Origin of the sequence: Natrinema zhouii (assembly GCF_013456555.2) — an archaeon.
GTDB lineage: Archaea > Halobacteriota > Halobacteria > Halobacteriales > Natrialbaceae > Natrinema > Natrinema zhouii.
Map to the genome: position 1 here is coordinate 159,705 of NZ_CP059154.1, position 25,474 is coordinate 185,178.

Annotated in this window: 23 protein-coding genes and 1 pseudogene; 7 read left to right on the forward strand and 17 right to left on the reverse strand. The window is 64.7% G+C overall.

Annotated elements, in window-relative coordinates:
- Window positions 1–27: 27 nt before the first annotated feature.
- The 8 genes and pseudogenes from HYG81_RS19545 to HYG81_RS19580 form a co-directional block, all read right to left on the reverse strand.
- Window positions 28–642, reverse strand: a complete 615-nt coding sequence (locus HYG81_RS19545; protein WP_180841387.1) for a CDP-alcohol phosphatidyltransferase family protein — start codon at window positions 640–642, stop codon at window positions 28–30.
- Window positions 639–1,193, reverse strand: a complete 555-nt coding sequence (locus HYG81_RS19550) for an adenylate kinase family protein (protein WP_180841388.1) — start codon at window positions 1,191–1,193, stop codon at window positions 639–641. Before HYG81_RS19550 ends, HYG81_RS19545 begins: the two co-directional genes overlap by 4 nt.
- Window positions 1,190–2,335 carry a histidinol-phosphate transaminase gene (gene hisC / locus HYG81_RS19555; protein WP_180841389.1) on the reverse strand — a complete coding sequence of 382 codons (1,146 nt, stop codon included), beginning with the start codon at window positions 2,333–2,335 and terminating at the stop codon, window positions 1,190–1,192. The genes HYG81_RS19550 and hisC overlap by 4 nt, the downstream gene beginning before the upstream one ends.
- 136 nt (window positions 2,336–2,471) lie before the next feature.
- On the reverse strand, window positions 2,472–2,645 hold the full coding sequence (locus tag HYG81_RS19560) for a hypothetical protein (RefSeq protein ID WP_180841390.1): 174 nt from the start codon (window positions 2,643–2,645) through the stop codon (window positions 2,472–2,474).
- Window positions 2,646–2,722: 77 nt separating this feature from the next.
- Window positions 2,723–2,890, reverse strand: a pseudogene (locus tag HYG81_RS19565) (ATP dependent DNA ligase); the annotation flags it as partial.
- A gap of 6 nt (window positions 2,891–2,896) precedes the next feature.
- A complete protein-coding gene (locus HYG81_RS19570; protein WP_180841391.1) occupies window positions 2,897–3,676 on the reverse strand; it encodes an SDR family NAD(P)-dependent oxidoreductase in 780 nt (259 codons plus the stop codon).
- Between the two features lie 138 nt (window positions 3,677–3,814).
- Window positions 3,815–5,602 carry an ATP-dependent DNA ligase LigA gene (ligA, locus tag HYG81_RS19575; protein WP_180841392.1) on the reverse strand — a complete coding sequence of 596 codons (1,788 nt, stop codon included), beginning with the start codon at window positions 5,600–5,602 and terminating at the stop codon, window positions 3,815–3,817.
- Between the two features lie 113 nt (window positions 5,603–5,715).
- On the reverse strand, window positions 5,716–6,072 hold the full coding sequence (locus HYG81_RS19580) for a hypothetical protein (RefSeq protein ID WP_180841393.1): 357 nt from the start codon (window positions 6,070–6,072) through the stop codon (window positions 5,716–5,718).
- A gap of 276 nt (window positions 6,073–6,348) precedes the next feature.
- On the opposite strand from HYG81_RS19580, the gene HYG81_RS19585 reads away from it, so the two are divergent.
- The 4 genes from HYG81_RS19585 to HYG81_RS19600 all read left to right on the forward strand — a co-directional run bounded on the left by HYG81_RS19585 (window position 6,349) and on the right by HYG81_RS19600 (window position 10,644).
- A complete protein-coding gene (locus tag HYG81_RS19585; RefSeq protein ID WP_180841394.1) occupies window positions 6,349–7,902 on the forward strand; it encodes a glutamate-cysteine ligase family protein in 1,554 nt (517 codons plus the stop codon).
- Window positions 7,903–8,069: 167 nt separating this feature from the next.
- Window positions 8,070–8,756: a DUF5828 family protein gene (locus tag HYG81_RS19590; protein ID WP_180842936.1), complete on the forward strand. Its 687-nt coding sequence runs from the start codon at window positions 8,070–8,072 to the stop codon at window positions 8,754–8,756.
- A gap of 132 nt (window positions 8,757–8,888) precedes the next feature.
- Window positions 8,889–9,881, forward strand: a complete 993-nt coding sequence (cofD, locus tag HYG81_RS19595) for a 2-phospho-L-lactate transferase (protein WP_180841395.1) — start codon at window positions 8,889–8,891, stop codon at window positions 9,879–9,881.
- A 1-nt stretch (window position 9,882) separates the two neighbouring features.
- Complete coding sequence (locus tag HYG81_RS19600) at window positions 9,883–10,644, forward strand: tRNA-dihydrouridine synthase (RefSeq protein WP_180841396.1); 762 nt, start codon at window positions 9,883–9,885, stop codon at window positions 10,642–10,644.
- 292 nt (window positions 10,645–10,936) lie between these two features.
- On the opposite strand, the gene HYG81_RS19605 is transcribed toward HYG81_RS19600, so the two are convergent.
- The 7 genes from HYG81_RS19605 to rpl7ae form a co-directional block, all read right to left on the reverse strand.
- Window positions 10,937–14,032, reverse strand: coding sequence for an FAD-binding and (Fe-S)-binding domain-containing protein (locus HYG81_RS19605; protein ID WP_180841397.1), 3,096 nt, complete (start codon window positions 14,030–14,032; stop codon window positions 10,937–10,939).
- A 190-nt stretch (window positions 14,033–14,222) separates the two neighbouring features.
- Complete coding sequence (gene sod, locus HYG81_RS19610) at window positions 14,223–14,825, reverse strand: superoxide dismutase (protein ID WP_180841398.1); 603 nt, start codon at window positions 14,823–14,825, stop codon at window positions 14,223–14,225.
- Between the two features lie 216 nt (window positions 14,826–15,041).
- A complete protein-coding gene (locus HYG81_RS19615) occupies window positions 15,042–15,458 on the reverse strand; it encodes a DUF7344 domain-containing protein (RefSeq protein WP_180841399.1) in 417 nt (138 codons plus the stop codon).
- A 265-nt stretch (window positions 15,459–15,723) separates the two neighbouring features.
- On the reverse strand, window positions 15,724–16,188 hold the full coding sequence (gene ndk, locus HYG81_RS19620) for a nucleoside-diphosphate kinase (RefSeq protein ID WP_180841400.1): 465 nt from the start codon (window positions 16,186–16,188) through the stop codon (window positions 15,724–15,726).
- A complete protein-coding gene (locus HYG81_RS19625) occupies window positions 16,185–16,586 on the reverse strand; it encodes a 50S ribosomal protein L24e (protein WP_180841401.1) in 402 nt (133 codons plus the stop codon). The genes ndk and HYG81_RS19625 overlap by 4 nt, the downstream gene beginning before the upstream one ends.
- Complete coding sequence (locus HYG81_RS19630) at window positions 16,586–16,810, reverse strand: 30S ribosomal protein S28e (protein ID WP_006184658.1); 225 nt, start codon at window positions 16,808–16,810, stop codon at window positions 16,586–16,588. Before HYG81_RS19630 ends, HYG81_RS19625 begins: the two co-directional genes overlap by 1 nt.
- Before the next feature lie 11 nt (window positions 16,811–16,821).
- On the reverse strand, window positions 16,822–17,184 hold the full coding sequence (gene rpl7ae, locus HYG81_RS19635; RefSeq protein WP_180841402.1) for a 50S ribosomal protein L7Ae: 363 nt from the start codon (window positions 17,182–17,184) through the stop codon (window positions 16,822–16,824).
- Between the two features lie 314 nt (window positions 17,185–17,498).
- Here rpl7ae and tmcA point away from each other — a divergent pair, with 314 nt between their 5' ends.
- Window positions 17,499–19,799 carry a tRNA(Met) cytidine acetyltransferase TmcA gene (gene tmcA / locus HYG81_RS19640; RefSeq protein ID WP_180841403.1) on the forward strand — a complete coding sequence of 767 codons (2,301 nt, stop codon included), beginning with the start codon at window positions 17,499–17,501 and terminating at the stop codon, window positions 19,797–19,799.
- 89 nt (window positions 19,800–19,888) lie between these two features.
- Here the strand turns inward: tmcA and HYG81_RS19645 are convergent, their stop codons facing one another.
- Window positions 19,889–22,378: a PAS domain-containing sensor histidine kinase gene (locus tag HYG81_RS19645; protein ID WP_219628705.1), complete on the reverse strand. Its 2,490-nt coding sequence runs from the start codon at window positions 22,376–22,378 to the stop codon at window positions 19,889–19,891.
- A 278-nt stretch (window positions 22,379–22,656) separates the two neighbouring features.
- Here HYG81_RS19645 and HYG81_RS19650 point away from each other — a divergent pair, with 278 nt between their 5' ends.
- Window positions 22,657–23,142 (forward strand): DUF456 domain-containing protein, encoded by a 486-nt coding sequence (locus HYG81_RS19650; protein ID WP_180841405.1) that lies wholly within the window; start codon window positions 22,657–22,659, stop codon window positions 23,140–23,142.
- Between the two features lie 44 nt (window positions 23,143–23,186).
- The gene (locus HYG81_RS19655) at window positions 23,187–23,357 is read left to right on the forward strand and encodes a DUF8014 family protein (protein WP_180841406.1); all 171 of its coding nucleotides are present in this window, start codon (window positions 23,187–23,189) and stop codon (window positions 23,355–23,357) included.
- 73 nt (window positions 23,358–23,430) lie between these two features.
- Here the strand turns inward: HYG81_RS19655 and HYG81_RS19660 are convergent, their stop codons facing one another.
- A complete protein-coding gene (locus HYG81_RS19660) occupies window positions 23,431–25,155 on the reverse strand; it encodes a glutamate--tRNA ligase (RefSeq protein ID WP_180841407.1) in 1,725 nt (574 codons plus the stop codon).
- Window positions 25,156–25,474 lie beyond the last annotated feature (319 nt).

Consider the following 25,474-nt stretch of genomic DNA (forward strand, 5'->3'; position numbering starts at 1 on the left):
GGCCCAGTTAGCGGGTGAAAACGCCGATTACTCGAGTGCGGCCCACGAGTAGTAAAAGCGCTGCAGCGCGGTCAGATGGCCGACGACCGCGAGGAAGACGAGCAGTAAGCCAACGAGGGTGAAATCGCCGACGATCGGCCCCGAGAGCGGGTAGGCCAGGAAGCCGGCGATGCCGATGATCGCCAGCCGGTCGGCCCGACCGACGAGCCCGCCGTAGACCCGGTCGAGGCCGACGGCCTGTGCCTGCGTTCCGAGATAGGAGGTCATCACGACGCCGGTCACTGCGGCAAAGCCCAGCAGGTAATCCTCGAGTCCCGCGGCCAGTCCGGCGATGACGACGATGTCTGCGTACCGGTCGAGGACGTGATCCAGCAGGTCGCCGCCGGCCGAGGCGACCTCCTGTTCGCGTGCGAGCGCACCGTCGATGATGTCGAGCCAGCCGTTCAGAAAGACCAGCGTCGCCGCGACGGCGTACCAGATCGGGTCCTCGAGTCCGCCGAGCGCGAACGCCACCGCGGCCAGGATCGCCATCCCGAACGCGACCACGCTCACGCCATCGGGCGTCATTCCGATGCGATCGAAGCCCTTGACGAACGGATCGAGGAACCGCGACACGTACGGGCGGAACTTATCGAGCGTCATGTGAGATACCCCATGTAGTCGACCTCGCCAGCACTCGGTTCGCGCTCGTCCGTCACGACCGCGACGAGTTCGTCCGCGACGCCGGCGGGCTCGCGCTCGGTCGTCTCGATCTCGTAGACCGACTCGAGGCCGTGTTCCTCGACCGCTTCGGATAGAATGACGTCCAGGGCCTCGCTCTCCGCGTTCTCCGCCGCCTTGGCATCTGTCTCGCCACGCTCGAGTAATCGGTCCTCGAGCGTGTCGGGGCGACACCGCAGGACGGCCACCCGATCGACGTCGAAGTGATGGGCGAGATGCGATTCGATCACGATGTCGTCGCGGCCCTCGAGCCACTCGCTCAGCGCCTCGAGGTCGGCGACCTTGCTCTCGCGGTCGGCGTCGACCTCGGTGTAGAGTTCCTCGTCCTCGAGGACTCGGTTGAGGTGGATTACCTCGAGGTCGGGCGTCAACTCGTCGTCCGTTGCGTCATCGGAATCGGCCAGCCGGGACTCGAGCAACTCGGTCGCGGTCGTCTTCCCGGTTCCGGGAGTGCCGGTGACGGCGACTCTCATTGATCGGCCACCTCCGCATCCGGGTCGTCGGCCTCGTCCGTCTCGAGTCCGAGATCGTCGAGGACGTCGTTGAGTGTTGCGACAGCCTGTTCGGTCTCCTCCTCGGTACCGCAGGTGATGCGGATACAGCCTGGGAGGCCGAAACTCGAGCAGTCGCGGACGATGATGCCGCGTTCTTGCATCTCCTCGGCGACGGCCGCGGCATCGCCGACGTCGACGAGGGCGAAGTTGCCCTCGCTCTCCCAGACGTGAGAATCGATCTGCTCTCGCATGTATGCGCGAGCGTCGCGCGCCGTCTCGACGGTGCGTTCGACGTGTTCCTCGTCGTCGATAGCAGCGAGACCCGCCCGGCAGGCGAGCTCGCTCGCCGCGAAGGGGGTGTTCACGCGGGCGTAGGCGTCGGCCCACTCGTCGGGGACGACGGCGTAGCCGAGTCGGACGCCGGCCAGCCCGTAGGCCTTCGAGAAGGTCCGCAGGACGGCGACGTCGTCGCGGGCGTCGAACCCGTCGCGGCCCTCGAGCAGGGCGATGGCGCTGTCTCGGTCGGCGAACTCGCCGTAGGCCTCGTCGACCACGACCAGCGTCTCGTCGTCGGTTTCGTCGGCGAGGCGCTCGACTTCTGCGAGCGGCATCGTCGAGCCGGTTGGGTTGTGTGGGCTGGTGACGAAGACCAATCGATCGCCGTTGTAGGCCTCGAGAACGGTCTCGGCGTTCTGGGCGAAGTCGTCGTCCTTCGAGAGTTCGTACTCGCGGACGTCGCCGTGGTGGTACCGGGAACTCATTCCGTAGTAGGCGAAGCCGGGCGAGGGGACGAGGACGGTGTCACCGGGTTCGATGACGGCCCGGTGGAGGTAATCGATCGCCCCGTCCCCGCCGTTGGCCAGCCAGACTTGCTCGTCGGTGACGTCCCAGCGGTCGGCGACGGCGCTCGTGAGGTCGGCGTGGGCGGCCTTCGGGTAGGAACTCACGCTCGAGGCCGTCTCGCGGATGGCCACGGCGGCGGCCGGCGAAGGGCCGTGCGGGTTCTCGTTCGAGGCGAGTTTGACGAACTCCGAGGGGTCGCGCCCGAGTTCGCGGGCGACCTCCTCGATGCCTCGACCCGCCTCGTATGCGACGTGATCGGACAGGTCGCGCGGTTGCATACGCGAATCCTGTTTCCCGTGGCTCTTAAGGGTGCTTACATGTGGTCAGTCGCTCTCGTTGACTGTCCACAAACTACCGTGCCTGCTCCCGTCCGAGGACGATTCTCTCACCCGGTCGCGTCGATTCGCGGCCGCGTTAGCCCGCCCGTTTCAGTATTTGCGGGACGACCGTAATCTCGAGCACTGCGAGACCGAGCACGAGCCATCGCATCGTTCCGTCGAGGAAGGCGAAGGCAACGACCGTCAGTATCGCGGCACTGCTGAGGCCCATACCGTAGCGGATCGCTGGACTGTCGAACACGGAGGACATACACAGTAATAATTGTCCTCTCTAATATATTATTTTATATTTAATTATCACCGACAGGTAGGCTCGGCGAGCCGCGATTACTGTGGCTGCAACCGCTCGAGGCGCTCGAGCGAATCCGCATCATCCGGGTCCTTGTCGGACCGAACTCCGACGAACCGCGGGAATCGCAGCGCGTACCCCGACGAGTACGTCGGCGAGGACTGGATCTCCTCGTAGCCGACCTCGAAGACGACCGCTGGCTCGAGTGCCGATCAGTTATCTTTACAACCCCAACCGAACGCCGTCCAGCCGCCATCGGCAGTGAGCACTTCGCCGGTGACGAAGTTGTCTCCCGAAGCGAGGAACTCGACGCAGTTCGCGACTTCGTCCGGCGTTCCAAACCGATCGAGCGGTGTCCGATCCCTGATGTCCTGTTCGTCGAACCCCGTCTCGTCTTGTGCCTGTTCGACCATCTCCGTCATGATGTACCCCGGTGCGAGCGCGTTCACGTGAATATCGTGCTCCGCCCACTCGACGGCGAGACACCGGGTGAGATTGTTGACGCCTCCCTTCGTCGTATTATACGGCGTTCGATCCTGTTGGCCCATACTCCCCATCATACTCGAGATGTTAACGATCTCACCGCCGTCGCCCTGTTCGATCATCCGGGCTCCGGCCGCCTGCGCACAGAAGAAGGGTCCCGTCAAGTTCACATCGATGACCTGCTGCCAGTCCTCGGGTGTCAGCTCCTCTGCAGGACCGCGGATGTTAATACCCGCGTTGTTTACCAGAACGTCGAGACGACCGAACCGGTCGACGGTTTCATCGATCAAGTTTTCGACGGACGATTTCTCGCTCACGTCGACTTCGACTGCGTGAGCGGTGCCCGCTTTCCCTTCGAATTCGTCGACGACCTGTTCACAGTCGTCGAGCGATCGCGAACAAATAACGACGTTATCGCCGTTTTCCACGAACCGCTCCGCGATACTCCGTCCTAATCCTCTCGTCGAGCCCGTTACGATAACCGTTTGCGTATCCGGTTTACTGGCCATGGTATAACCGATCCCCATGCAAACATCCTTAATTATTTTGATAATGAAACGAATATAGCGGTAGTTCGTGTGAATGATACTCGAGACGAGTTCGATGCTCGATTCGGGGAACGAATCGAGCGACTCGTCCCCCGTCGTTCAGTGACCACGTAGTCGCTCCAGTCGTTCGAGCGAGTCCGCGTCGTCCGGATCCTTGTCGTGACGCACGCCCTGAAACCGCGGGAACCGCAGCGCGTACCCCGACGAGTAGGTCGGCGAGGACTGGATCTCCTCGTAACCGACTTCGAAGACGACCGCTGGCTCGAGGTCGACTTCCTGACCCTCTTCGGCCGCGATGTGGGGCTCGAGCAGCTCCGTCAGCTCCGCGAGTTTCTCGTCGGTGATCCCGGTCGCGACCTTGCCGACCGTCTCGAGGGTATCTCCCGCTCGTACCGAGAGTTCGAAGGTCCCGAGGAAGGTCGCGCGCCGACCCTCTCCCCATTCCGCGCCGGTCACTACGCAGTCCAGCGTCTCCACGTCCGGTTTGCGTTTGCGCCAGTGCTTGCCGCGCCGGCCCGGCGAGTACGCGGAGTCGGGATCTTTGAGCATGATCCCCTCGTGGCCGGCCTCGAGGGCGTCGGCGTCGATCGACTCGATCTCGTCGGGATCGTCGGTGCGCCAGAGTAGCGAGAGTCCCTCGATATCCTCGTCGTCTGCGGATTCGGGGTCGGAATCGGCGCCCACCAACACCGACCGGAGCCGATCGTGTCGAACCGTCAGCGGGTCTGCGAGCAAGTCCTCCCCGTCGGCGTGCAGACAGTCGAAGAAGACCGGCCGCACCGAGACGTCCTCGCGGGCCTTCGCGACGTCGTGTTTCCGCCGGAAGCGCTTGAGCACCTCCTGAAACGGTAGCGGGCTCCCGCCTTCGTCGATCGCGACGACCTCGCCGTCGAGGATCGCGGGCTCCTCGAGCGTCTCCTCGGCGAACTCGACCACTTCGGGAAGCGCCTCGGTGACGTCTTCCATGTTCCTCGAGAAGACGCGCGTCTCCGCCGCCGACTCGCCCGCCGGCCCCGAATCACCGGGATCGTGGTGCAGTTGTATTCTGGCCCCGTCGTACTTCCACTCGACCCCGGTCTCCTCCCACTCCTCGAGCGCCTCCGTTACCGTCCCCGCCTGCGCGAGCATCGCCTGAACGGGTCGGCCGACCGCGAGGTCCAGCGCGTCGAGGCCGTCGACTCCCTCGTCCCGCGCGATCCGTGCGACTTGCCCGTAATCGTTCGAGACCTGCAGCGCGCGCTCGACTCGATCCTCGGGAACGTTGAAGGCCGCCGCGATGGCGTCCCGAACCGTCCCCTCGCCGACGCCGATGCGCATCTCCGAGAGCACGATTCGGGCGAGGTAGCGCGCTTCCTCGCTCGAACAGCGGTTGAACAGCCCGAAGAGCAGGTCGACCTTGCGATCCTGGCTGCCCGATCCCTCGGCAGCAGCGAGCTCCTCGAGGGTGTCGTAGACCTCGCGAACGGTGAGGCCACCGCTACTATCGCCGCCGGAATCGTCAGCGCCCCCGCCGGTGAACGCACCGAGTCCCTGCTGGCCGCCGAAATCGTAACTCGCCGCCACGTCGCCGATCTCGCCGATCTCCGCGAGACGGTCCTCGACGTCGTCGCTACTCACGTTCGTCCCCGCCGCGCGGGCGATCGCCTCGTAACACGCGCTCGGTCCGATATCGAGCGTCGTCGAGTCCCAGGCCGGAAACACTCGTCCCTGTGCGAAGCGCGCGACGATCTCGAGGGTCTGCGGTTCCCCCGCAGCGCCCGAAGAACGTCGTTCCTCGCTCTCGTCTCCCGCTTCGGCGAGCAGTTCCCGAACGTGAGCCACGATCTCGAGGTCCGCAGGCTCGGCGTCGATCGTCCCGGCGCGGTCGGCGAACGTGGCGAACTCCATCGCCGGAGTGTATCGTCGCGGCGAGTAAAACGGTTCTGAGACGAGCACGGATCCGACTGCTGATCGACGAGGTGCCGAAAAATGGTACCGGCCTTGGGTCGACTGTGATCCGGCTATGCGCTCTGCTCGGCGGTGTTACTTGCATCCTGAGAGATCGACAGCTCGCTATTGCCACCGTCGAGTACGGTCGCGGTCTGGATACCCGTGTTACTGGCATCCTGATCGGCGGTCTGTATCACGGGCGAATCAGCGTCGGAACTGGCGGTCTGTCCGGCGAGATTGCTCGCATCCTGATCGATAGTCAGGATCGCCGAGCCGTTCTGGACCTCCGCCCCCTGTTCGGCGGCGTTGCTCGCGTCCTGGTTGGTTGTCTGTTCGGTTCCTTCCTGTGCGGCCGCGGGACCGACGAACCCGGCGATCATCCCAACGGCGAGCACGACGGTCAACGTTGCGATCAATCTGGTTCTCATGGTGAAACGGCAGTGAGCATCAATCGACGGACTCTATTAAGCACACTACTGGAAATACCCATTGGTTATCTAACGATTTCAGGTCGATGTCGATACCGAACGCAGGAGTCGAGTTCGTCCTGCATCAGGTGCATGATAGCAGGACCGAACGGCGATGTCGTCGAAAACGCGCCTCGGACGTTCGCTATCGGTGCCGACGGGGAACTCCTATCAGGAGACGGTACCCGTTGTGACGAGAAACGTGCTTTCAAGGCGTTTGCGCGCGCACCCCGAGGTATGCCAGAGGAGGAACTCGCCGAACGGGTCGCGGCCGTCCTAACGGTCGATCCCGACGACTTCCGGGAGCAGGCCGAAGCGGACGCCGAGGTGATCAAAGACGGCGTCGAGGAGGGAGTGTTCGACAACCCGCAGGCGATCATCGGCCTCGAGTACGAGTTCTACGCGGTCAAGGCCGACGACTGTACGCTGCGGCGAGTTCCGCGTCGACTGCTCGAGCTAATCGGCTTCGAGAAGGAACTCGGACTGCACAACGCCGAGATGACGACGAGTCCCCAGCCGTTGAACGCCCACGGACTCTCAGCGCAGGAGTCGGAGGTAAAGTCCCGGCTCCGGACGGCACTCGACGTGACCCAGTCCGAGCGAATGCGACTGGTCAGCGACGGAATTTGGACGATCCCACCCGAGGGCGAGGAGGCGGGAACCTATCTCACGGACAGCGTCGAGCGGACGGCGGTCACACCGGACGGAACCGATCGTCCGATTCGTATCGCGACGAACATGAGCGACTCCGCCCGGTACCACGCGATGGCCAACACCGAGCAGGCCGACTCTGCTGGAATGTGTATCGACGCGCCACACGTCTCGTTGCAGGACGATACCGTCATGCCCGAGAGCCTCATCACGTCGATCCAGCCTCACTATCAGGTGGCCCACGCCCCCGACCTTCCGACCTACTTCAACTACGCGCTGCGGATCGCGGGACCGCTGCTCGCACTCGGCGTCAACTCCCCGTTCTTCCCTCCCGATCTGTACGACGAGGACGCGACCGCCGATGAAATCCTTCAGGATGGCTGGATGGAACACCGGATCAGTATCTTCGAGACCATGCTCAACGATCCCACCACGGGAGAAGGGAAGGTTCGCTTTCCACGCGACCTCACAACCGTCGACGAAGCGATCGATCGGATCGCGGCCGACGATACGATCGTCCCCATGCCGGTCGAGGCGGGCGAGCGCTTCGACGACCAGTTCCCCCACTTCAGCCGCAAACACGGGACCTACTGGCGCTGGGTCCGTCCGGTCTTCGGCGGGCCGACGCGCTCGGCCGCCAACGCCCGCATCGAGTTCCGACCGATCCCCGCCCAGCCCACGGTCCGCGATTCGGTCTCCTTCCTCGCCGCGTTCGCCGGCCTGATGGAGAGCCTGACCCGCCTCGAGCATCCCGTCGTCGAACTCGACTGGCAGCTCGCCCGCGAGAACTTCTACGACGCGATGGTCGACGGGCTCTCGGCCGAACTGACCTGGATCACCAACGACGGGAAGGAGACGACCGATCGGCTCGCGCTCTACGAGGACCTGCTGGCCCACGCCGAGGACGGCCTGACCAACCGCGGGCTGACCGAGGAGGATGCCGCGAAGTACCTCTACCCGCTCCGGCGGCGCGTCCGACAGTGCGTGACGCCGGCCAGTTGGAAGCGCGAGCAGGTCCGGGCGGCGCTCGAGGATGGCGACGACCTCGCCGACGCCATCGAGGGGATGCAACAACGGTACGTGGCTCAGCAGTCGGAAACGTTGCTCGAGGGGAGCTTCGCGGACTGGATCGGCGACTAACGACCGAGTGTGGTCAAACGGAGCGTCTGCGATGTCGCCGTCTCGATCCGACTCCGGTCGCGATGTAGCGCATACTATTGAAGACGATCGACCGCCTATACTCCGGCGGAGTCACGAATACCTGAGAGCTATCGCCGTTCAACGCAGGTGATCGAGCCATGGAATCCATGGAGGAACGCGTCTCAGGATTCGAGGTCAGTGGATCGTGGACGGACGTCGTCGAACTGGGCGAACGGATCACGGAAGCAATGAAGGACGCCGGCGTACACGACCCCGATCAGGCCTCCGGTGCCCACTTCGCTCGCGCCTTCGAGGAGTGGGAGAAGTGGCGTCTCAAGGCCCACGAACGACTCGACGAAGAGATGAGTTCGAAGACGTCGGCGCAGGCGAGCGTCGACGAAGGTGCCGGCGAGCGGTCGGGGACGTCGGCGAGCGCGGACCTTCACAACGCCGGCGAGAAGTTAGAAGCGGCGTCGGACGAACTCCGCGACGACGAGTCGACCGAAGCGATAGACCGAATGCAGGAGTCGCTCGGGCACGCGAAGCGCGCCGTCGATACGACCGGCCGGCAGACGCTGCGCTCGATCGAGGACTCGGTCTACCAGGACGTGATGACCCAGTTCGCACCGTACCACTTCGATAACGAACTCGTCAGTGCCAACATCCGGCAAACGAACCGGCTCGAGGACGGTGACGAGTTCGTCTTCGAAGTCAACATCAACGACGACGAGTTGAAAGCAGCGGTCAGCGATACCCTGTCGGAGTACGAGGAGAGCGTCGATCGCTGGCACATCGATATCCCGAAAGACACCTCGAGTCTCGAAGCGGCCGAAAACGCCGATGTTCCCGGATAACGGACCGTGAGACCCTCGGTATACTTTCCGAGGCGCCGGACACGCGCATCTCACGCGGGACTCGACACACCGTCTCGAGTTCCCTCGAATCGGCCGAAAGCGATTAAGTAGCCTCGCTCGAGAGTTGTGCGTATGGTAACCTTCCTCTCCGGGGGCACCGGAACGCCGAAGCTGTTGGACGGTGCAGCTGCCGCGTTCTCGCCGGAGGAGACCACGGTCGTCGCCAACACGGGCGACGACATCGAGCTCGGCGGGCTCTTCGTCTCGCCGGATGTCGATACGCTGCTGTTTCAGGGTGGTGGGATCCTCGACCGAGAGACGTGGTGGGGAATCGAGGGCGACACGCATCGAACCAACTCGGCGCTGCTGGATATCGCGACGGCCGCGGGGCTTCCCGACGGCCCGCAGTATCTCCCCGAGGAGCGACAGACCGCGGGCCGGCGACTCGCGAACTGGCGACGGTTTTCGGGGGTCGCCGAGTTCATGACGATCGGTGACCGCGACCGGGCCGTCCACATCACGCGGACGAGCCTGCTCGACGAGGGGAAGACGTTGAGCGAGGCGACCGAGCGGCTCGCGAGCGCGTTCGGACTCACGATCGATCTCTTCCCGATGAGCGACGATCCGGTCGCCAGCCTGGTTCACACGGACGAGGGGCTCATGCACTTTCAGGAGTACTGGGTCGCCCACCGCGGCGAGCCGACCGTCGATACCGTCGAGTTCCGGGGCTCCTCGAACGCCGAGCCCGCACCGGGCGTGCTCGAGGCGCTGTCCGATACCGTCGTCATCGGCCCGTCGAATCCGGTCACCAGCATCGGGCCGATGCTCGCGCTGCCCGGCGTGGCGGACGCACTCGCCCAGGCCACGGTGGTCGCCGTTTCACCGTTCCTCGGCGACGACGCCTTCTCGGGGCCCGTGGGCGATCTCATGGCGGCCGTCAATGCGGAGCCCAGCACCGCCGGGCTCGCGACCGCCTATCCGTTCGCGGACGCCTTCGTGATCGACGAGAGCGACGACGCGGACTTCGACCGGCCGACGATTCGAACGGACATCGAAATCGACTCCCGCGAGGACGCCGCACGAGTGATTCGTGCGGTCGACGACGCGATCGAGCGCGTGAGCTGAGATGACCGGACACGTCCCGTTCGCGCCGCCGCTCGCGCTCGCGAGCCTCAGCGGCGAGGCCGACGCCGACTGGGCGCGAGCCGGTGCTGACTACGCGGGTGCAGCGTTTCTCGGCGGAATCGCACTCGACGCCGACTCGAGAGCGGCCGCACGCGACCTCGTCGAACGGGATCGGAACGAGTTCCTGCCGGCCGATCCGCTCGCGTTCATCGACCGCGAACTCGAGGCGCTCGCCGACGTTCCGATCCAGCCGGCGTTCAACGTCCGGAGTGCGACCGTCGAACCGATCGCGGAGGCTGCCCGCGTCTGCCGGGATCGTGACGCCTTCCTCGAACTCAACGCCCACTGCCGACAGGACGAACTCTGCGCCGTCGGCTGCGGCGAGACGCTCCTGCGGGACGGCGACCGGCTCGCGGGATACGTCGAACGAGCGGCCGACACCGGCGCGACCGTCGGCGCGAAGGTCCGCGCCGAGGTTCCCGGCGTCGACCTGCCGGCACTGGCCCGAACTCTCGAGCGCGCGGGGGCTGACTTCGTTCACGTCGACGCGATGGACAGCGAGTCGGTCATCGCCGACGTTGTCGACGCGACCGACCTGTTCGTGATCGCCAACAACGGCGTCCGGGGCGACGAGACCGTCCGCGAGTACGTCGAGTACGGTGCCGACGCGGTCAGCGTCGGTCGGCCCAGCGACGATCCGAGAGTGCTCGAGCGGGTTCGTTCGGCCGTGGATCGGCAGTTCGGGCTCGAGACGGTCCGATAGCGGATAGCGATACCGTCACGGGGCAGGCGATCTACGACCGATACGAGCGCTACTCGGAAGTGAAACTCTCTCTATCGGTCATCTGGGGAAAGAGTTCGAGGAGTAAGCCGATCACGCCGACGAGAAACGCAAATATCAGGACCTACTCCAGCTCCCTCTGCACTGAGTTCGAGGACCCCTCCTAACAACATCACGAGTATCGCAAACCGCTGAAGTGCAGCGCCGATCATTACCGAGAAACTGATCGCATCTGGTCAAATCAGTTGTGTTTCTAACCAGTCGATCGCAGTCGCTATTCCGTTTCGAGGCCGCGGGCGAGCAACTCGACGGGATGTGCCGGCTGATCGTACCCCTCGAAGTCGCCGATCTGCGTCCGGCAGGAAGTTCCGGGTGCCACGACAGTCGTCCCGTCACGTTCGCCCGTCTCTGATCCACCGCGCGTGGAGCCGCGGTTCCGGCTCTCCTCGAGTTGGTCCCGCAGTAACGAACCGATCGCCTTCGAGAGGTCGTAGTGTTCGGCTTCGTAGCCGAAACTCCCGGCCATACCGCAGCAGCCGGAGTCGACGGGATCGACGGCGTAGCCCGCGCGTCGAAGGACGCCGACCGCGTGGTGGTCCGCGCCGCGAGCTTTCTGGTGGCAGTGGCCGTGAAACGTCAACTGCGCCGCTGCGGTCTCGCCCTGGTCGAACGATAGCTCCTCGTCGAGCCGGTTCCGATCGAGGTACTCGCAGACGCCGAAGGCGTTCGCTGCGAGCGTATCGACCCGGTCGTCCCCGAGCAGCGAGCGGTACTCGTCGACCACCATCGCGGCGTCGGAGGGTTCGACGAACAGAACCGACCAGCCGCGCTCGAGATAGGGCTCGAGGTCCTCGAGCAACGCCGCTCCCTCTTCGGCGGCGACGTCGAGCATCCCCGTGGAGTACGCCGCACGCCCGGTCGGCCCGAGATCGGGAATCGCGACGCGGATGTTCGCGGCCTCGAGCACCTCGACGGCGGCCTTCCCGACCGCCGGATTGGAGTAGTTGGTGTCCGTGTCGGGGAAGAGGACGACGCCCGCAGTGGCCGACTCGGAATCGACGCGAGGACCTCGCTTCGCTCGCGGCGCTGCCGCTCGCGTTTCCGAGGCTCCGAAGGAACCTCGCGACTCGAACCAGTCGACCAGCGACTCCCGCCGAAACGTCGGCAGCGTCCGGTCGGCCGCGATCCCGGCCGTCTTCTCGAGGGCCGTCCGCGCACCCGGCAATTTCGTGGCGCGGTTCGCCAGCGGCGCGAACGCGCTCCCCAGCGCCGCCAGCCGGTCGATGTCCGCGAACAGCCGCTCCCGGTGGCTCGTCCCCTCGCGGTCGTGGTACTGGTGTTTGACTTCGGCCTTGAGCTTCGCGAGGTCGACCCCCGTCGGACAGTCGCTCTGACAGCCCTTACAGCCGATGCAGAGGTCGAGCACCTCCTCCTGGAACCGCTCGCCGTACAGTTCCTCGGGATCGATCTCGCCGCTGATGGCCGCCCGGAGCAGGTTGGCTCGCCCGCGCGTGGTCGCGATTTCCTCCTCGGTCGCCCGATACGTGGGGCACATCACGTCACCGTCGGTCTGCCGGCAGGTGCCACAGCCGTTACAGAGCTCGACGACGTGCGAAAAGCCGCCCTCGTCGTCGAAATCCAGCGTCGTCCGCGGCTCGAGCGAGGTGTAGTCCGGACCGTATCGCAGATGTTCGCGGATATCCGTCGGCTCCTCCTCGCGGTAGACGACCTTGCCGGGGTTCATCCGCCAGTCCGGATCGAAGGTCGATTTGAGGTCCTGAAACGCGTCCCAGAGCTCGGGGCCGTACAGCTTGGGGTTGAACTCCGTCCGCGCGAGGCCATCGCCGTGCTCCCCGGAAAAGGAGCCGTTGTGCTCGTAGACGAGATCGGTGACGTCGTCGGCAATCGCACGCATCTTCTCGACATCGCCGCCCTCCTTGAGGTTCAGGACCGGCCGGATGTGGAGCGTACCGACCCCTGCGTGTGCGAAGTACGCGGCCGTGGTGTCGTGTTTCTCGAGGATCTCCTGAAAGCCCGCGACGTACTCGGCGAGTTCCTCGGGCGGGACGGAGGCGTCCTCGACGAAGGGGTACGGTTTCGGATCGCCCTCCATGCTCATCAACAGCGGAATCGCGGCCTTCCGGAGCTTCCAGAGCTTCTCCTGTTTCGCCGGCGTGAACGCCTCTATCGACCCGAACGCGCTCCCGCCCCCGACGAGATGGTCCGTGGCCGTAGCGATCGCGTCCGACAGGTCGTCGACGACTTCGGAGTCGAACTCGAGCATCAGCGCCGCCTCGGTCCCCTCGGGGATCGGTTCGGCGTACTCGGCGTACTCCGCCGACTCGGCGGCCAGCCGGAACACCTCCCGATCCATCAGCTCGACCGCGCTGGCCTCGAGCGCGAGGGCCTCGGGAACGGCGGTCAGCGCCTCGAGCAGGTCGTCGTAACAGCAGACGACCAGCGCCGTCTCGTTGGGTCGGGTCACGAGCGAGAGCGTGGCCTCGACGACGACGCCGAGGGATCCCTCGGCACCGACGAGCAGTTTCGAGAGATTCACGACTCGATTTCCGTCGGCGTCCGTCCGGATCACCTTCTGCAGATTGTAGCCGCTGACGCTGCGCTTGAGTTTCGGGTACCGCTCCTCGATCTCCTCGGCGTTGTCCTCGACCAGTCGTCGAACCGTTCGATAGATCGCGGCCTCGCGGTCGTCCGTCGAGACGATCCGGTCCCACTCGGGACTGTCGAGAACGATATCTCGTGTCCGGATCTGCGAGCCGTCCGCGAGGACGACCTCGCACTCCTCGACGTAGGCGTCCGTGATGCCGTAGCGAACCGAGTGCGCCCCCGTCGAGTTGTTCCCGATCCCGCCGCCGATCGTCGCCCGGTTCGAGGAGGCCGGATCCGGCGCGAAACGGAGCCCGTACGGCTCGAGCGCGGCGTCGAGATCGTCCTGGACCACTCCCGGCTGGACGACGGCGGTCTGCGCGTCAGGATCGATACTCTGGATGTCGTCCATGTGTCGGGACAGATCGAGGATCACGCAGCCCGGCCCGACCGCCTGCCCGGCGAGCGAGGAGCCGGCCCCTCGTGGTAACACCGGCGCGCCGTGATCGGCCGCGACACGTACGGCTGTGCGAACGTCGTCGGCGTCCCGCGGAAAGACGACGCCCGCGGGTTGTGCGCCGTAAATGCTGCCGTCCGTCGCGTAGAGGACGCGCGTGTACTCGTCGAATCGCACGTCACCGTCACAAGCGGCCCGAAGGTCGGCTGCGAGGGCCTCGCTTCCGTCTCTCGCTTCCGTCTCGAGCGGCGGTTGCTGTCGCTCTCGATCCTCGACCGTCGCGTCGACGCTGCTGTCCTCGGCGGCCATGTGCGCTGTGTGGTCGTGCCACATCCAGTTAAAGTATGGTAGTCGGTTACAGCGCGTGCGTCGGCCGACGACTGAACGTTCCGATCACTCATCGGTCGGCGGTTCCTGCTGCTCGAGCGGTCACACCCGCTGTCGCGTCCGCTATCCGCGAACGATCCGCAAGAAAAATTCGGGGTTGACTAACTCGCGCTTACTCGAAGTGATTGAGGCAGGTCTGGTACTCCTCTTCGGCCTTCTCCCAGTTGACGACGTCGAAGAAGGCGTCGATGAAGTCTCCGCGGTCCGGACCGTAGTCGTAGTAGTAGGAGTGTTCCCAGACGTCCAGCGCGAGGACGGGGTGGGAGCCCCAGAGTGCGCCCTGGTCGTGCTTGTCGACCGCGATGTTGCGAAGCTGCTTGGCAACCGGGTCGTATACGAGCAGTGCCCAGCCACCGGCGGCGCCGGCAGCGGCCTCGAACTCGCCCTTCCAGCCCTCGTAGGAACCGAAATCCTCCTCGATGCGGTCGGCGAGGTCTCCCTCCGGCTCGCCGCCGCCGTTGGGCGACATGTTCTCCCAGAACAGCGTGTGGAGATAGTGGCCACAGCCGTTGTGGGTAACATTCTTGAGGGCGCCGGGCGTGGAGCCGAAGTCACCCTCCTCGCGATTTTCCGCGAGGGTCTCCTCGGCGGAGTTGAGGCCGTTGACGTAGCCCTGATGGTGGGTATCGTGATGCCAGGTCAGTACCTGCTCGGACAGTGACGGTTCGAGCGCGTCGTAATCGTACGGAAGTGGTGGAAGTTCGTGATCAGCCATAGTGTGCACCTCACGTTCTGTATCGGTATCTCGCCTGTTAAGTTTTGAGGAGTGAGACGATATCACACCTCATAAAGTCACGGCCGTCTCGTCGTGCGATTTACCGACACTTCACTCCTCCCACCACGAACTGGGTATTAAAGCTTTCAACGATCGGTGGCCGATTGCTCCCCCAGCTGCCGTTCGTGGTTATCGGCCGATTCGGTATCCCCGCGATTACGCCGTTTCCTTGTGGTAGGCGTGCTCGAGCCACTCTTCGACCGACGGCTGGCTCCAGTATCGCACCGTCCCGCTTCGCCGATCGTGCTCGAGGAGTCCCGCATCCTCGAGCTTCGGCAGATGGACGTGCTGGAGTTCCGTTCGCACGTTCGTCTGCCGGTCCGTCGAGCCCCCCTCCTCCTGACCGGTTGTCGTTCGTGTATTGGCCGTTGTCTCTCCGTCGACGTCAGTCGCCTCCTCGAGAGCGATAACGTTCTCGACGAGGGTCTCAATCGTTGCGACGCCGTCCGGTTGGTCGTTGAGATAATAGAGCGCGTACCGCCGTCGACTATTCGAGAGGAGATTGAAGACGAGATCAAGCGACGGTGTCGCCTCCGATGTCAACCCTGTCCCCTCTCCCTCCGTTTCACGCATCCCCGAACCACCTACCGTGTGTTACCATTCGAAACCACCATGGGCCTCTTCTACAGCCGACACATTAGATGTTACGTCTCCCTAGAAAAATAGGTGTATTAAATACGTCGTTATTCCAAAGTAGTACAACTGGGAGAACGTCCGCACCTTGTCTACTATACACTCGTCTCACCGGTCGATACACGAGGCATCTCGACGGTCGCTCGAGACGCGTTCAACTGAGCGGAAAAATTCCGATCGAGAGCCGTCGTCCGATCGCGTTCAGTTACTCGTAGAGCCACTCGGCGTCGTGCTGATCGTAGTCGATCAGCTCGTCGTCGTCGAAGTGGATCCCGATTTCGCGTTCGTTCGCGCCCTCGTCCTCGTGGTCGGCGGCGTGAACGACGTTCCGACCGAGATCGAGGGCGTAGTCGCCCCGGATCGTTCCGGGATCGGCCTCGAGCGGGTCGGTCTCACCGATCATCTGACGGACCTGACGGGTCGCGTCCTGGCCCTCCCAGACCATCGGGACGACCGGTCCCGACGTGATGAAGTCGACGAGGTCGTCGTAGAACGGCTTGTCCTCGTGTTCGCCGTAGTGTTCCTCGGCCCGTTCGCGGGGCATGGTCTCGACCTTGATACCGACGAGCTTGAGCCCGCGGTCCTCGAGTCGGGAGACGACGGTGCCCACGAGCCCACGCGCGAAGGCGTCGGGCTTGACCATCACGAAGGTGCGCTCGTGATCGCTCATGCTTCCTCAGCTTCGGTCTCGGCTTCCTCGGCTTCGGATTCGGCTTCTTGCGTTTCGGTTTCCTCGGTTTCGTCGACGGTTTCGTCCCCGGCGGGCACGTCTTCGTCGTCTTCGTCGACGGCGTCGGTTTCCGTCTCGAGGTCCTCGTCTTCGCCGGCCTCGACCTGCTCGGTCTGGTCGACTTCCTCGTCAGCAGGCGTGTCAGCCTGTGCTGGACCCTTGCTGCGACGACCTTCTTCGGTCCACTCGAGGTCGCGCGGTTCGCGCCCGAGCTTGAAGTTTTTCTCCGCCTTGGAGTCGACGAAGTGGAGCACGGTACCGTTCGTCTGGACATACATGATGCCCGTGCCGGGTTCGATCTCTTCGCCAGTGTAGTCGCAGGTGCGTTTCTCGACCATTATTGTCCTCCGATGGAGTCGGCCTCCCGGGCGGTCTCGCGAAGCTGCAGTACGTCTCCTTCGCGAACCGGTCCGAGACAGTTGCGGGTAATGATACGTCCCTGATTCTCGCCCTCCTTGATTCGGCATTTGACCTGCATGGCTTCGCCGTGCATGCCGGTCTTGCCGACGACCTCGATAACCTCGGCGGGCGTCGAGCCGCTTTCTTCCTCTTCAGCACTCATCTCTGATCACCTCAGTCGAGGTCCTCGACCTTGTTGGCGATATCCTCGACGTCGTCTTCGGCTTCGCCGGTGTCGACGATCGCCGCGGCGGCCGAGCCGACCTCGAGGCCGGCGGCGTGGCCGACGTCGTCCTGCGTCTCGATGAAGACGACAGGAATGCCCTTTTCCTCGGCGAGTTCGGGGAGGTGCATGACGATCTCCTCGGGGGAGACGTCTTCGGCGACGTAGACGAGCTCGGCGTTGCCGCGCTCGATCGCCTTTGTGGTTTCGTTCGTTCCTTTCTTTACTCGGCCGGTGTCTCGTGCGACCTCGAGCGCCTCGAGGGCGTCGTCGGCGAGGTCGGCTGGGATCTCCGTGGTTACGTAAACTGACATTGGTTGTTCACCTCTCCTACACGTGGGCTCGCGCTCCCCTGCCGTCCGGGCACTGGGTACCCGTGCCGGGCCGATCCCGGCGGAAGTCCTGTGAAGCTAGGAGCATCATCAACCCCGCGTAGGGTGTACCCACGAATAGCGCTGCCCCCCTTAAAAGCGTGTTCAAACGTCTGAGGCTGTGGGAGGCCACCGCACGGACAGTTCGGACTCGTGAATCGTTCACCGTGAGCGCCGATACACGAATTAAATATTCAATGACACGAAGTACTGTCGCGGTTCGTTGCCTATTACTCTCGAGGCACCAACGCGAACACATGGACGTCGATCTCGTCGGCCTCGCCGAGTCGCTCGTCGCGGAAGCCGAACGGGCGAACGAGCGCCGACTGCTGGTTCTCTCCGGCCCTCACGAACGGGGGTACGATGCCCTCGAGTCGATCCTCGATACGCTCCCGGTCGGGATCACCGAGACGACGCTCGTCGGTCCCGACGACCGACTCCGCTGCGAACAGATTCCGCAGGTCAACGCGGGCGACCTCCTCGGGACGACGCGGGACGTAATCGCCATCGACGCTCACGAGGAACTCCAGCCGAACGCGCTCGGGAAAGTCGTCGGAGCGGTCGACGGCGGGGGGCTCCTCGTGTTACTCGTACCGCCGCTCGAGGAGTGGCCGAACCGCCGAGACGGGTTCGACGCGTCGCTGGCCGTCCCGCCGTTCGAACTGGACGACGTCACCGGCCGATTCAAGCGGCGGCTCGTCGAGACAATGCGAGCACACCGCGGCATCGCGATCGTCGATCTCGAGACCGATCGGGTCGAGTCCGACGGGCTAACCGATCCAGCACCGAGGCGAGCGAACGATACACCGACGCCGCCGCCGGACCACCGATTCCCGGCCGCCGCCTACGAGGCTTGCCTGACGACCGATCAGGTCGATGCCGTCGCCGCGTTCGAGTCGCTGTTCGAACGGGAGCGGGCAGTCGTGCTCGAGGCCGACCGCGGTCGCGGGAAGTCCAGCGCTGCGGGGCTCGCTGCGGGCGCATTTGCTATCGCCGGCGAGGACGTGCTCGTAACCGCGCCCTCATCCCGGAACGCGAGCGAGCTGTTCGAACGGGCGAGGGAACTCTGCGAGACGCTCGAGGGCGGCGCAGCCGAGGACAAACCGGCAGGGGACTCACTCCGGATCGAGACCGCGGCCGGCGGCTCGGTCCGTTTTCTCGAGCCGAGCGCGGCCATCGCGGCCCTCGAGTCGGCCGATATCGTCGTCGTCGACGAGGCCGCCGCGCTCCCGGTCGCCACCCTCGAGTCGCTGCTGGCCGCCAACCGCGTCGCCTTTGCGACGACGATCCACGGCTACGAGGGAGCCGGCCGGGGGTTCTCGGTCCGTTTCCGGGATCGACTCGCCGAGAGCGACCACGCGGTGACCGACTGTACGCTCGTGGAGCCGATTCGCTACGCGGCGGGCGACCCCGTCGAGGTGTGGGCGTTTCGCGCCCTGTTGCTCGACGCGCGTCCGCCCGTCGAACCGCTCGTGGCCGATGCCGTCCCCGAATCGGTCGACTACCGGCGACTCGAGGGCGACGACCTGCTCGCCGACGAGAGTCTGCTCCGCGAGGCCTTCGGGCTGCTCGTCCTCGCACACTACCGGACCGAGCCGAACGACCTCGCGCGATTGCTCGACGCGCCGAACCTCGAGGCCCGAGCGCTCGTCCACGACGGTCACGTGGTCAGCGTCGCCCTGCTTGCACGCGAGGGCAACCTTTCGGCGGAGACCCGCGCGATGATGTACGAGGGGGGTCGCGTCCGCGGGAACATGCTACCCGACATCCTGACGAGCCAACTTCGGGACGAGGCGGCGGGCGAGCCGGCGGGACTCCGTGTCGTCCGCATCGCGACCCACCACGCAGCGCGCTCGCGGGGGCTCGGCTCACGGCTGCTCGAGCGAATCGGGGAAGAGTTCACCGCCGGGGAGGGAAGCGACGACAGCGACGCGACGGGTGGGATCGACTGGCTCGGAACCGGCTTCGGCGCGACTCCCGGCCTCCTCGAGTTCTGGCGCGAGAACGGCTACCGGACGGTCCACGTCTCCACGACGCGCAACGACGCCAGCGGCGAGTACTCCGCGCTCATGCTCGCGCCGATCAGCGACGCCGGGCGAGCGTTACGCGACCGCCACGCCGACTGGTTCGTCCGGCGGTTCGCCGCCCTCAGTTCGGACGCGATCGACGACCTCGAGCCCGATATCGCCCGCGCGGTGCTCCGAAGCGTCGACGCCGACGCTGGACCGCCGCTCACACTGACCGATCACGAGTGGCGCGTCGTCGCGGGTGCCGCCTACGGACCGGGGTTGTTCGACGTCGATCCCGGCCCGTTCAGGGATCTCATCGTGCGGTATTTCGTCGACGATCCGGCCGCCGTCGATCTGACCGGTCGCGAGGAACGGTTGCTCGTCCTGCGCGCCCTTCAGGGACGGGACGCGGAGCGCGTCGCTGAACGGCTCGAGTATCACTCGTCGGGACAATGTATGCGAGCGCTCGGCGGCGCGTTCTGTCCGATAGTCGACCACTACGGGACAGATGTGGCGCTCGAGGTCCGCACCCGATTCGTCGACGAGTGATGCAATTATCGCCGTCTCCGCGATGTTCGAGCAGACACCGGTAACACGGAGAACGAGACGGGAGCGGGTCCGCGAGAGCGGTGACGCGATCACCGAGCGGCCGTATCGATTCCCTCACGGTCGGCCTCTTCCACAGCCGGTATCGTGAACGAGAACGTCGATCCGCCGCCGGGGCTCGACTCGACCCGAATCTCTCCGCCGTGACGTTCGACGATGCGTCGACAGAGCGCGAGTCCGATCCCCGTCCCGGAATGATCCTCGCGACTGTGGAGCCGTTGAAATACTTCGAAGATTCGATCGGTGTCGTCGGGATCGATGCCGATCCCCTCGTCGCGGACCGACACGTCCCACATCGCACCGCTTCGTTCGGCAGCGATCCGTATCCGAGGGGGTTCGTCGCCGCTGTATTCGATCGCGTTGTCCAACAGGTTCTGCAACACCTGCCGCAGTTGGCTGCGATCTCCCTCGACGCGGGGAAGCGATTCGGCCGTAATGTCGGCGTCGCTCTCCTCGATCTGGAGCCGGAGATCGGCCCGCACGTCCGACAGGACCGCATCCAGATCGATCGGCTGAAACGGATCGCCCTGCGTTTCGACCCGGGAGTACTCGAGCAATGCATCGATCATCTCGCGCATCCGCTCGGCGCCGTCGACGGCGAACTCGATGAACTCTCGAGCATCGTCGTCGAGGGCGTCGGAATATCGCTGTTCGAGGAGTTGCAGATAGCTCGTGACCATCCGCAACGGTTCTTGTAAGTCGTGGGAGGCGGCGTACGCGAATTGCTCCAACCGCTCGTTGGATTCCTCGAGTTTCTGCTGGTACGCCTTGCGCTCCGTGACGTCGCGGAAGTAGATCGACAGGCCCGTTTCGGAGGGATAGACGTTGAACTCCAGCCACGTGTCGATTTCCGCGACGTAGCGCTCGAACGTGACCGTTTCCTGGGTGTCCATCGCCGTCTCGAACTTGTCGCGATAGACGTTCGGTGCTTCGGGAAGTACCTCCCAGATCACCCGATCCAGTAACTCCTCTCTGGACCGTTGCAGGAGCTCGACGGCCTGGCCGTTGAGGTGCGTGAATCGCCACTCGTCGTCGAGCGCGTAGAAGGCGTCGGAAATCCGATCGAGAATTTCACTCAACTCGGTCTCGAGTTCCGTCTTTCGCTGCTCAAGCTGTCGCTCGCGCTTTTTGAGTTCGGTGATATCTTCGCCGGTCGTGATGACGCGTTCGATCGTCCCGTCGGTATCGAAGAGGGGAACGGCGTTGAGGCGAAATCGCATCCGTTCCCCGCTCGGTGGATCGATGATGATCTCTTCGTGGAGGACCGACTCGCCGGTCGCCAACGCGCGTGCTGACGGCGTTTCGGTCGGAGCGACCACGTCGCCGTCCGCATCGTAAATCTCCCACTCGTCGGCGTTATCCGGATTCTCGATGATTTCCTGCTCGGAGAGGCCGAGTGCCTCCTGGGCTCGTCCGTTCGCCAGCACGGTATTGCCCTCGGCATCCTGGACGGCGATCGCGATCGGTGCCGTTCGCAACAACTTCTCAGTCTGCTTGTACTCGCGGCGGAGTTGTTGCTCGCGTTCCTTCTGGTCGGTGATATCGTCTATAGAAGACACGACTCGGTCGGCGACGCCTCGCTCGCCCTCGACCGGAGCGGCATTGATCGAGAGCCACCGACGGCGACCGTTCGGAACATCGGTTTGGCACTCGTAATTGTAGATGGGGTCGCCGGTTTCGACGACTCGCGTCCATGGATACTCGTCGAGCGGAATCGGCTCTCCCTCGCTGTCGTAGATATCCCACGAGTCGACGGAGTACTCCGTGAGTTCGGATTCGTCGCTGTCGATCCGCTCGAGCGCTCGCTGATTCGCTCCGATGAACTCTCCGTCGAAATCGATCGTGTAGATACTGACCGGGACGGTTTCGAGGATCCGCTCCGTGAGGTCGCGTTCCCGGCGCAGTTGCTGTTCGTACTCTCGTCGCTCGGTCATGTCGCGCGTGACTTTCGTGAATCCCTGAAGCGTGCCGTCTTCGTTGCGAATGGCGGTGATCGTGACCGACGCCCAGAACCGCGACCCGTCCTTACGAACGCGCCAGCCTTCGTCCTCGACGCGGCCCTCCGTCGCGGCGGTTTCGAGGTTCCGTTCGGGCACTCCTTCGTCGATATCCTCGGCAGTGTAGAACGTCGAGAACCGTTCGCCGACGATTTCCGATTCCTCGTAACCCTTGATTCGTTCCGCTCCGGCGTTCCAGCTACTGATCGTACCGTCGGCCTTGAGCATGAAGATGGCGTAGTCTTCGACCGCGTCGACGAAGGCAGCGAACTCGCTTCGGTCGGAGCGGGGACCGATCGCCGCGCTCTCGTCGGGGCTCCACCAGACTCGGCTCGCCTCGTCGATTCGTTTCGATCGGAGTTCACCGCGCTCTGCGAGTTCCGTCAAGGTGGCCCGTGCAGCGTGTCGCTGGCAGTCCAGATCGGTGGCGACTTCCGCGGCAGTAATCGGTGTACACGGATGGTCCACCCGCGCGAAAAGATTCCGGACGTCGTCTCGAGTAACGCCCGGCGGTGACCCACTCATAGTGTCTAGCATTCGGTAGGGTTTACAAATGTGTACCGTTCGCAGGGATCGGCGTCCTCGAGCAGTCGATACAACGCGCCGACGATGATCGCTCCGCACTGGTGGGTCAGATTCCAGATGTTCGTTCCCCGACACGTATACCGTTCGCTGTCTGCCCACGACCGACTCCCGACGACCGACTCCGCCGGCACCCTGTGGATCCGTGAACTCGTTTCAGCGACCGACATACCAGTATCGAAGGCAGTACGCCTTTCCCGTGGTCCGTCGTCGCCACCGGTATGGTCGATCTCGTTACCGTCGCCGCGATCGCGTTGCTCGTCGGAGCTATCGTCGGGGCGGCCGTCCCGATGGTTCCGAGCGGCCTCCTCTCGCTCGCCGGACTCGGCGTCTACTGGTGGGGGGCCGGGCTCGCGGAACTGAGCGCTCTCACCTTCGTCGTCCTCGTCTTCATCGCCGTTATCACGACGCTCGTCGATTTCTTCGGCGGCTCGATCGCCGCGCGGGCCGGCGGTGCCTCCTGGCTGACGACCGCTGCCGCCGCCGTCGTCGGCATCGTCCTCATGGTCGTCACCGGCCCGCTGGGGCTGCTCGTCGGCCTCTTCGGCACCGTCTTCGTGCTCGAGTTCGTTCGAAACGGCGAACTCGAGGGGAGCACGCGATCGGCGGTCTACACGACGATCGGCGTCCTCGCGTCGACGGCGGTCCAGGTCCTGTTGACGGTGTCGATCCTGCTCGGCTTCGTCGTGGCCCTCTTCGTGCTGTGACCTCGGGGAAACACTGAAGCAGTGGGTATCGTTCACACAGACGGATGGAGTGTTCCGAGTCCGACTGCGAGCGCCCCGCTGCGGTCGAGTTGCACATCCCCTGGGACGAGAACCGACTGGTCTGTGCCGCCCACGCCCGCGTGCTGGGCCGTCAGGACGGCGTCGTGGCCGATCCGGATCCCGAACGGGGAGACGCGTTGCTCGAGGAAGAGTAATCCGCCGACGTGCGAGCACCAAATCGGGAACTGATCGGTTCGGGGACGGTCACTCGACGAGCGACGGAACCGTTTAGGGATGCGCGTAGTACGCGACCGTCTCTTCGTCCTCCTCGTCGTGCCGATCGATTCTCGCGAACCCGACCCGTTCGAACTGCACCATCTCGTCGGGAGCGAGGTCGCCGACGCCCGGTTCCGCGTGGCCCCGAACGTCGCCCTCCATCGTTCGCATGCGGACGGGGACGCGCTCGTCGGCCGGCACCCAGTGGACGACGTCCACGTCGCCCTCGCGGACCACGTCGATGTCCTCGGCGGTGTACTGGAGGACGTCGCGGGTGAACTGGAAACAGCCCAGGCCCTTGAGCCAGATGCGACCCTCGCGTTCTGGAAGGTCCTCGGGCTCGAGCATGACCGAATCGCCGACGGGAATTTCGCGAACGCCGCGCTCTTCGTGGTTGGGATGGAGCGGCGGATTCGCCTCGTCGGGCGGGCTCCCGCCGAGCGGGATCTGGTTGCCGTCGCGGACGAGGAACCGGCGGTCGGTCTCCTCGTCGATCAGGTCGCGGTTGTTCGCGTAGATCGAACTCATCGCGAGGTCGACGTCGGTGGTCGAGGTCCCGAGGCCGACCATCGATTCGACGATGGCCTCGCCGCGGATGCCGCGCCGGCGCAGGCTCTTCAGCGTCGGCGCTCGCGGGTCGTCCCAGCCGTCGAGTGCGCCGTCGTCGATCAGTTCCGAGATGGTCGACGTGCTCATCTTCACGTCGTAGTCGTCGAGCTGGACGTGGCCCCAGTGGATGACCTCCGGGTACTCCCAGTCGAAGTAGTCGTAGACGAACTGCTGGCGCTTCGCCGAATCCTGCAGGTCGATCCCGCGGATGATGTGCGTGATCTCGAGCAGGTGATCGTCGACTCCGGACTGGAAGTCGAGCATCGGCCAGCAGCGGTACTCGCTGGCCGCCTCGCGGGGGTGGGGCGTGTCGATCATGCGGAAGGCCACCCAGTCGCGCAGCGCCGGGTTCTTGTGCTCGATGTCGGTCTTGACCCGCAGGACCATCTCGCCGCTGCTGTACTCGCCGTCGACCATGGCCTCGAACTCCTCGAGCACGGTCGACTCGCCCTTCTCTCGGTGGGGACACGGCTCGGCCGAGTTCTTCAGGTCCGAGAACGCCTCGCCCGAACACGAGCAGGTGTAGGCTCCGCCCATCTCGATCAGGTCGCGGGCGTGGTCGTAGTAGGTCTCGAGGCGATCGCTCGCCCTGTAGGTCGCGTTCGGCTCGAAGCCGAGGTAGTCGAGGTCCTCGAGGATCGCGTCGTAGGCCTCGAGATCCGGCCGCTTGGTCTCGGGGTCGGTGTCGTCGAACCGGACGCAGAACCAGCCGTCGTAGCGCTCGCGGTAGGTGCCGATAACGGCGGGCATCCGGGCGTGGCCGACGTGCCACGGGCCGTTCGGGTTCGGTGCACACCGCATCCGGATCTCATCGTAGTCGTCGGCGTTGGGCAGGTCAGGGAGGTCGTGTTCGTCTTCCTCCTCCTCGGCCTCGATTTCGGCGAGTTCCTCGGGTGCCAGTTCCTCGAGGCGGGCGCGCTTGTCCGCGTACGAGAGGTCGTTGACCCGACCCACGACGCCGCCGACGACGCCGGGGACGGCATCGGAGTGTTCGCGAAAGTCGGGGTTGTCGCCCATCAGCGGCCCCATCACGGCACCGACAGCGGCGTCGCTCTCGTGTTTGACGGCGTTTAACAGCGCGTGCTTCTCGGCCTCGCGCTCGACGCGCTCGCGTAACTCGTCGTCCATTACCGATCGGTACTCGGTCCCGGCCCAAAACCTCCGCGATGTCCGCCAGCGGATCAGTTCTCGACGGTCGGTTCGTCGTCCCCGTCGTTGCCCCCCGTCTCGTTCGTTTCGGTAGACTCGTTTCTCTCGAGCGGATCCGTCGCTCTCGTCCGTTTCAGCCGACTCGATTCGCTGGCGGCCCGTATTCGACGACAGTACACCGTCGAGACAGCCGGCAGTGACGGCGATCGCTGCGGCTCCGGTTGCGCCGAGCAGCGATCGTCGCGAAAACCCGGAATTTGGCGGCCCGTGTTGCATACCCTCGAGTGAAAACGGACCG

Bases quoted from the DNA above. Each gene is read 5' to 3' on its own strand.
- HYG81_RS19645 (WP_219628705.1), bottom strand. From the start codon at position 22,378: ATGAGTGGGTCACCGCCGGGCGTTACTCGAGACGACGTCCGGAATCTT.
- HYG81_RS19605 (WP_180841397.1), bottom strand. From the start codon at position 14,032: ATGGCCGCCGAGGACAGCAGCGTCGACGCGACGGTCGAGGATCGAGAG.
- rpl7ae (WP_180841402.1), bottom strand. From the start codon at position 17,184: ATGTCAGTTTACGTAACCACGGAGATCCCAGCCGACCTCGCCGACGAC.
- cofD (WP_180841395.1), top strand. From the start codon at position 8,889: ATGGTAACCTTCCTCTCCGGGGGCACCGGAACGCCGAAGCTGTTGGAC.
- HYG81_RS19615 (WP_180841399.1), bottom strand. From the start codon at position 15,458: ATGCGTGAAACGGAGGGAGAGGGGACAGGGTTGACATCGGAGGCGACA.
- HYG81_RS19625 (WP_180841401.1), bottom strand. From the start codon at position 16,586: ATGGTCGAGAAACGCACCTGCGACTACACTGGCGAAGAGATCGAACCC.
- HYG81_RS19600 (WP_180841396.1), top strand. From the start codon at position 9,883: ATGACCGGACACGTCCCGTTCGCGCCGCCGCTCGCGCTCGCGAGCCTC.
- HYG81_RS19550 (WP_180841388.1), bottom strand. From the start codon at position 1,193: ATGAGAGTCGCCGTCACCGGCACTCCCGGAACCGGGAAGACGACCGCG.
- HYG81_RS19570 (WP_180841391.1), bottom strand. From the start codon at position 3,676: ATGGCCAGTAAACCGGATACGCAAACGGTTATCGTAACGGGCTCGACG.
- HYG81_RS19585 (WP_180841394.1), top strand. From the start codon at position 6,349: ATGCCAGAGGAGGAACTCGCCGAACGGGTCGCGGCCGTCCTAACGGTC.
- HYG81_RS19545 (WP_180841387.1), bottom strand. From the start codon at position 642: ATGACGCTCGATAAGTTCCGCCCGTACGTGTCGCGGTTCCTCGATCCG.
- ndk (WP_180841400.1), bottom strand. From the start codon at position 16,188: ATGAGCGATCACGAGCGCACCTTCGTGATGGTCAAGCCCGACGCCTTC.
- sod (WP_180841398.1), bottom strand. From the start codon at position 14,825: ATGGCTGATCACGAACTTCCACCACTTCCGTACGATTACGACGCGCTC.
- HYG81_RS19650 (WP_180841405.1), top strand. From the start codon at position 22,657: ATGGTCGATCTCGTTACCGTCGCCGCGATCGCGTTGCTCGTCGGAGCT.
- hisC (WP_180841389.1), bottom strand. From the start codon at position 2,335: ATGCAACCGCGCGACCTGTCCGATCACGTCGCATACGAGGCGGGTCGA.
- HYG81_RS19655 (WP_180841406.1), top strand. From the start codon at position 23,187: ATGGAGTGTTCCGAGTCCGACTGCGAGCGCCCCGCTGCGGTCGAGTTG.
- HYG81_RS19630 (WP_006184658.1), bottom strand. From the start codon at position 16,810: ATGAGTGCTGAAGAGGAAGAAAGCGGCTCGACGCCCGCCGAGGTTATC.
- HYG81_RS19660 (WP_180841407.1), bottom strand. From the start codon at position 25,155: ATGGACGACGAGTTACGCGAGCGCGTCGAGCGCGAGGCCGAGAAGCAC.
- HYG81_RS19560 (WP_180841390.1), bottom strand. From the start codon at position 2,645: ATGTCCTCCGTGTTCGACAGTCCAGCGATCCGCTACGGTATGGGCCTC.
- HYG81_RS19590 (WP_180842936.1), top strand. From the start codon at position 8,070: ATGGAGGAACGCGTCTCAGGATTCGAGGTCAGTGGATCGTGGACGGAC.
- ligA (WP_180841392.1), bottom strand. From the start codon at position 5,602: ATGGAGTTCGCCACGTTCGCCGACCGCGCCGGGACGATCGACGCCGAG.
- tmcA (WP_180841403.1), top strand. From the start codon at position 17,499: ATGGACGTCGATCTCGTCGGCCTCGCCGAGTCGCTCGTCGCGGAAGCC.
- HYG81_RS19580 (WP_180841393.1), bottom strand. From the start codon at position 6,072: ATGAGAACCAGATTGATCGCAACGTTGACCGTCGTGCTCGCCGTTGGG.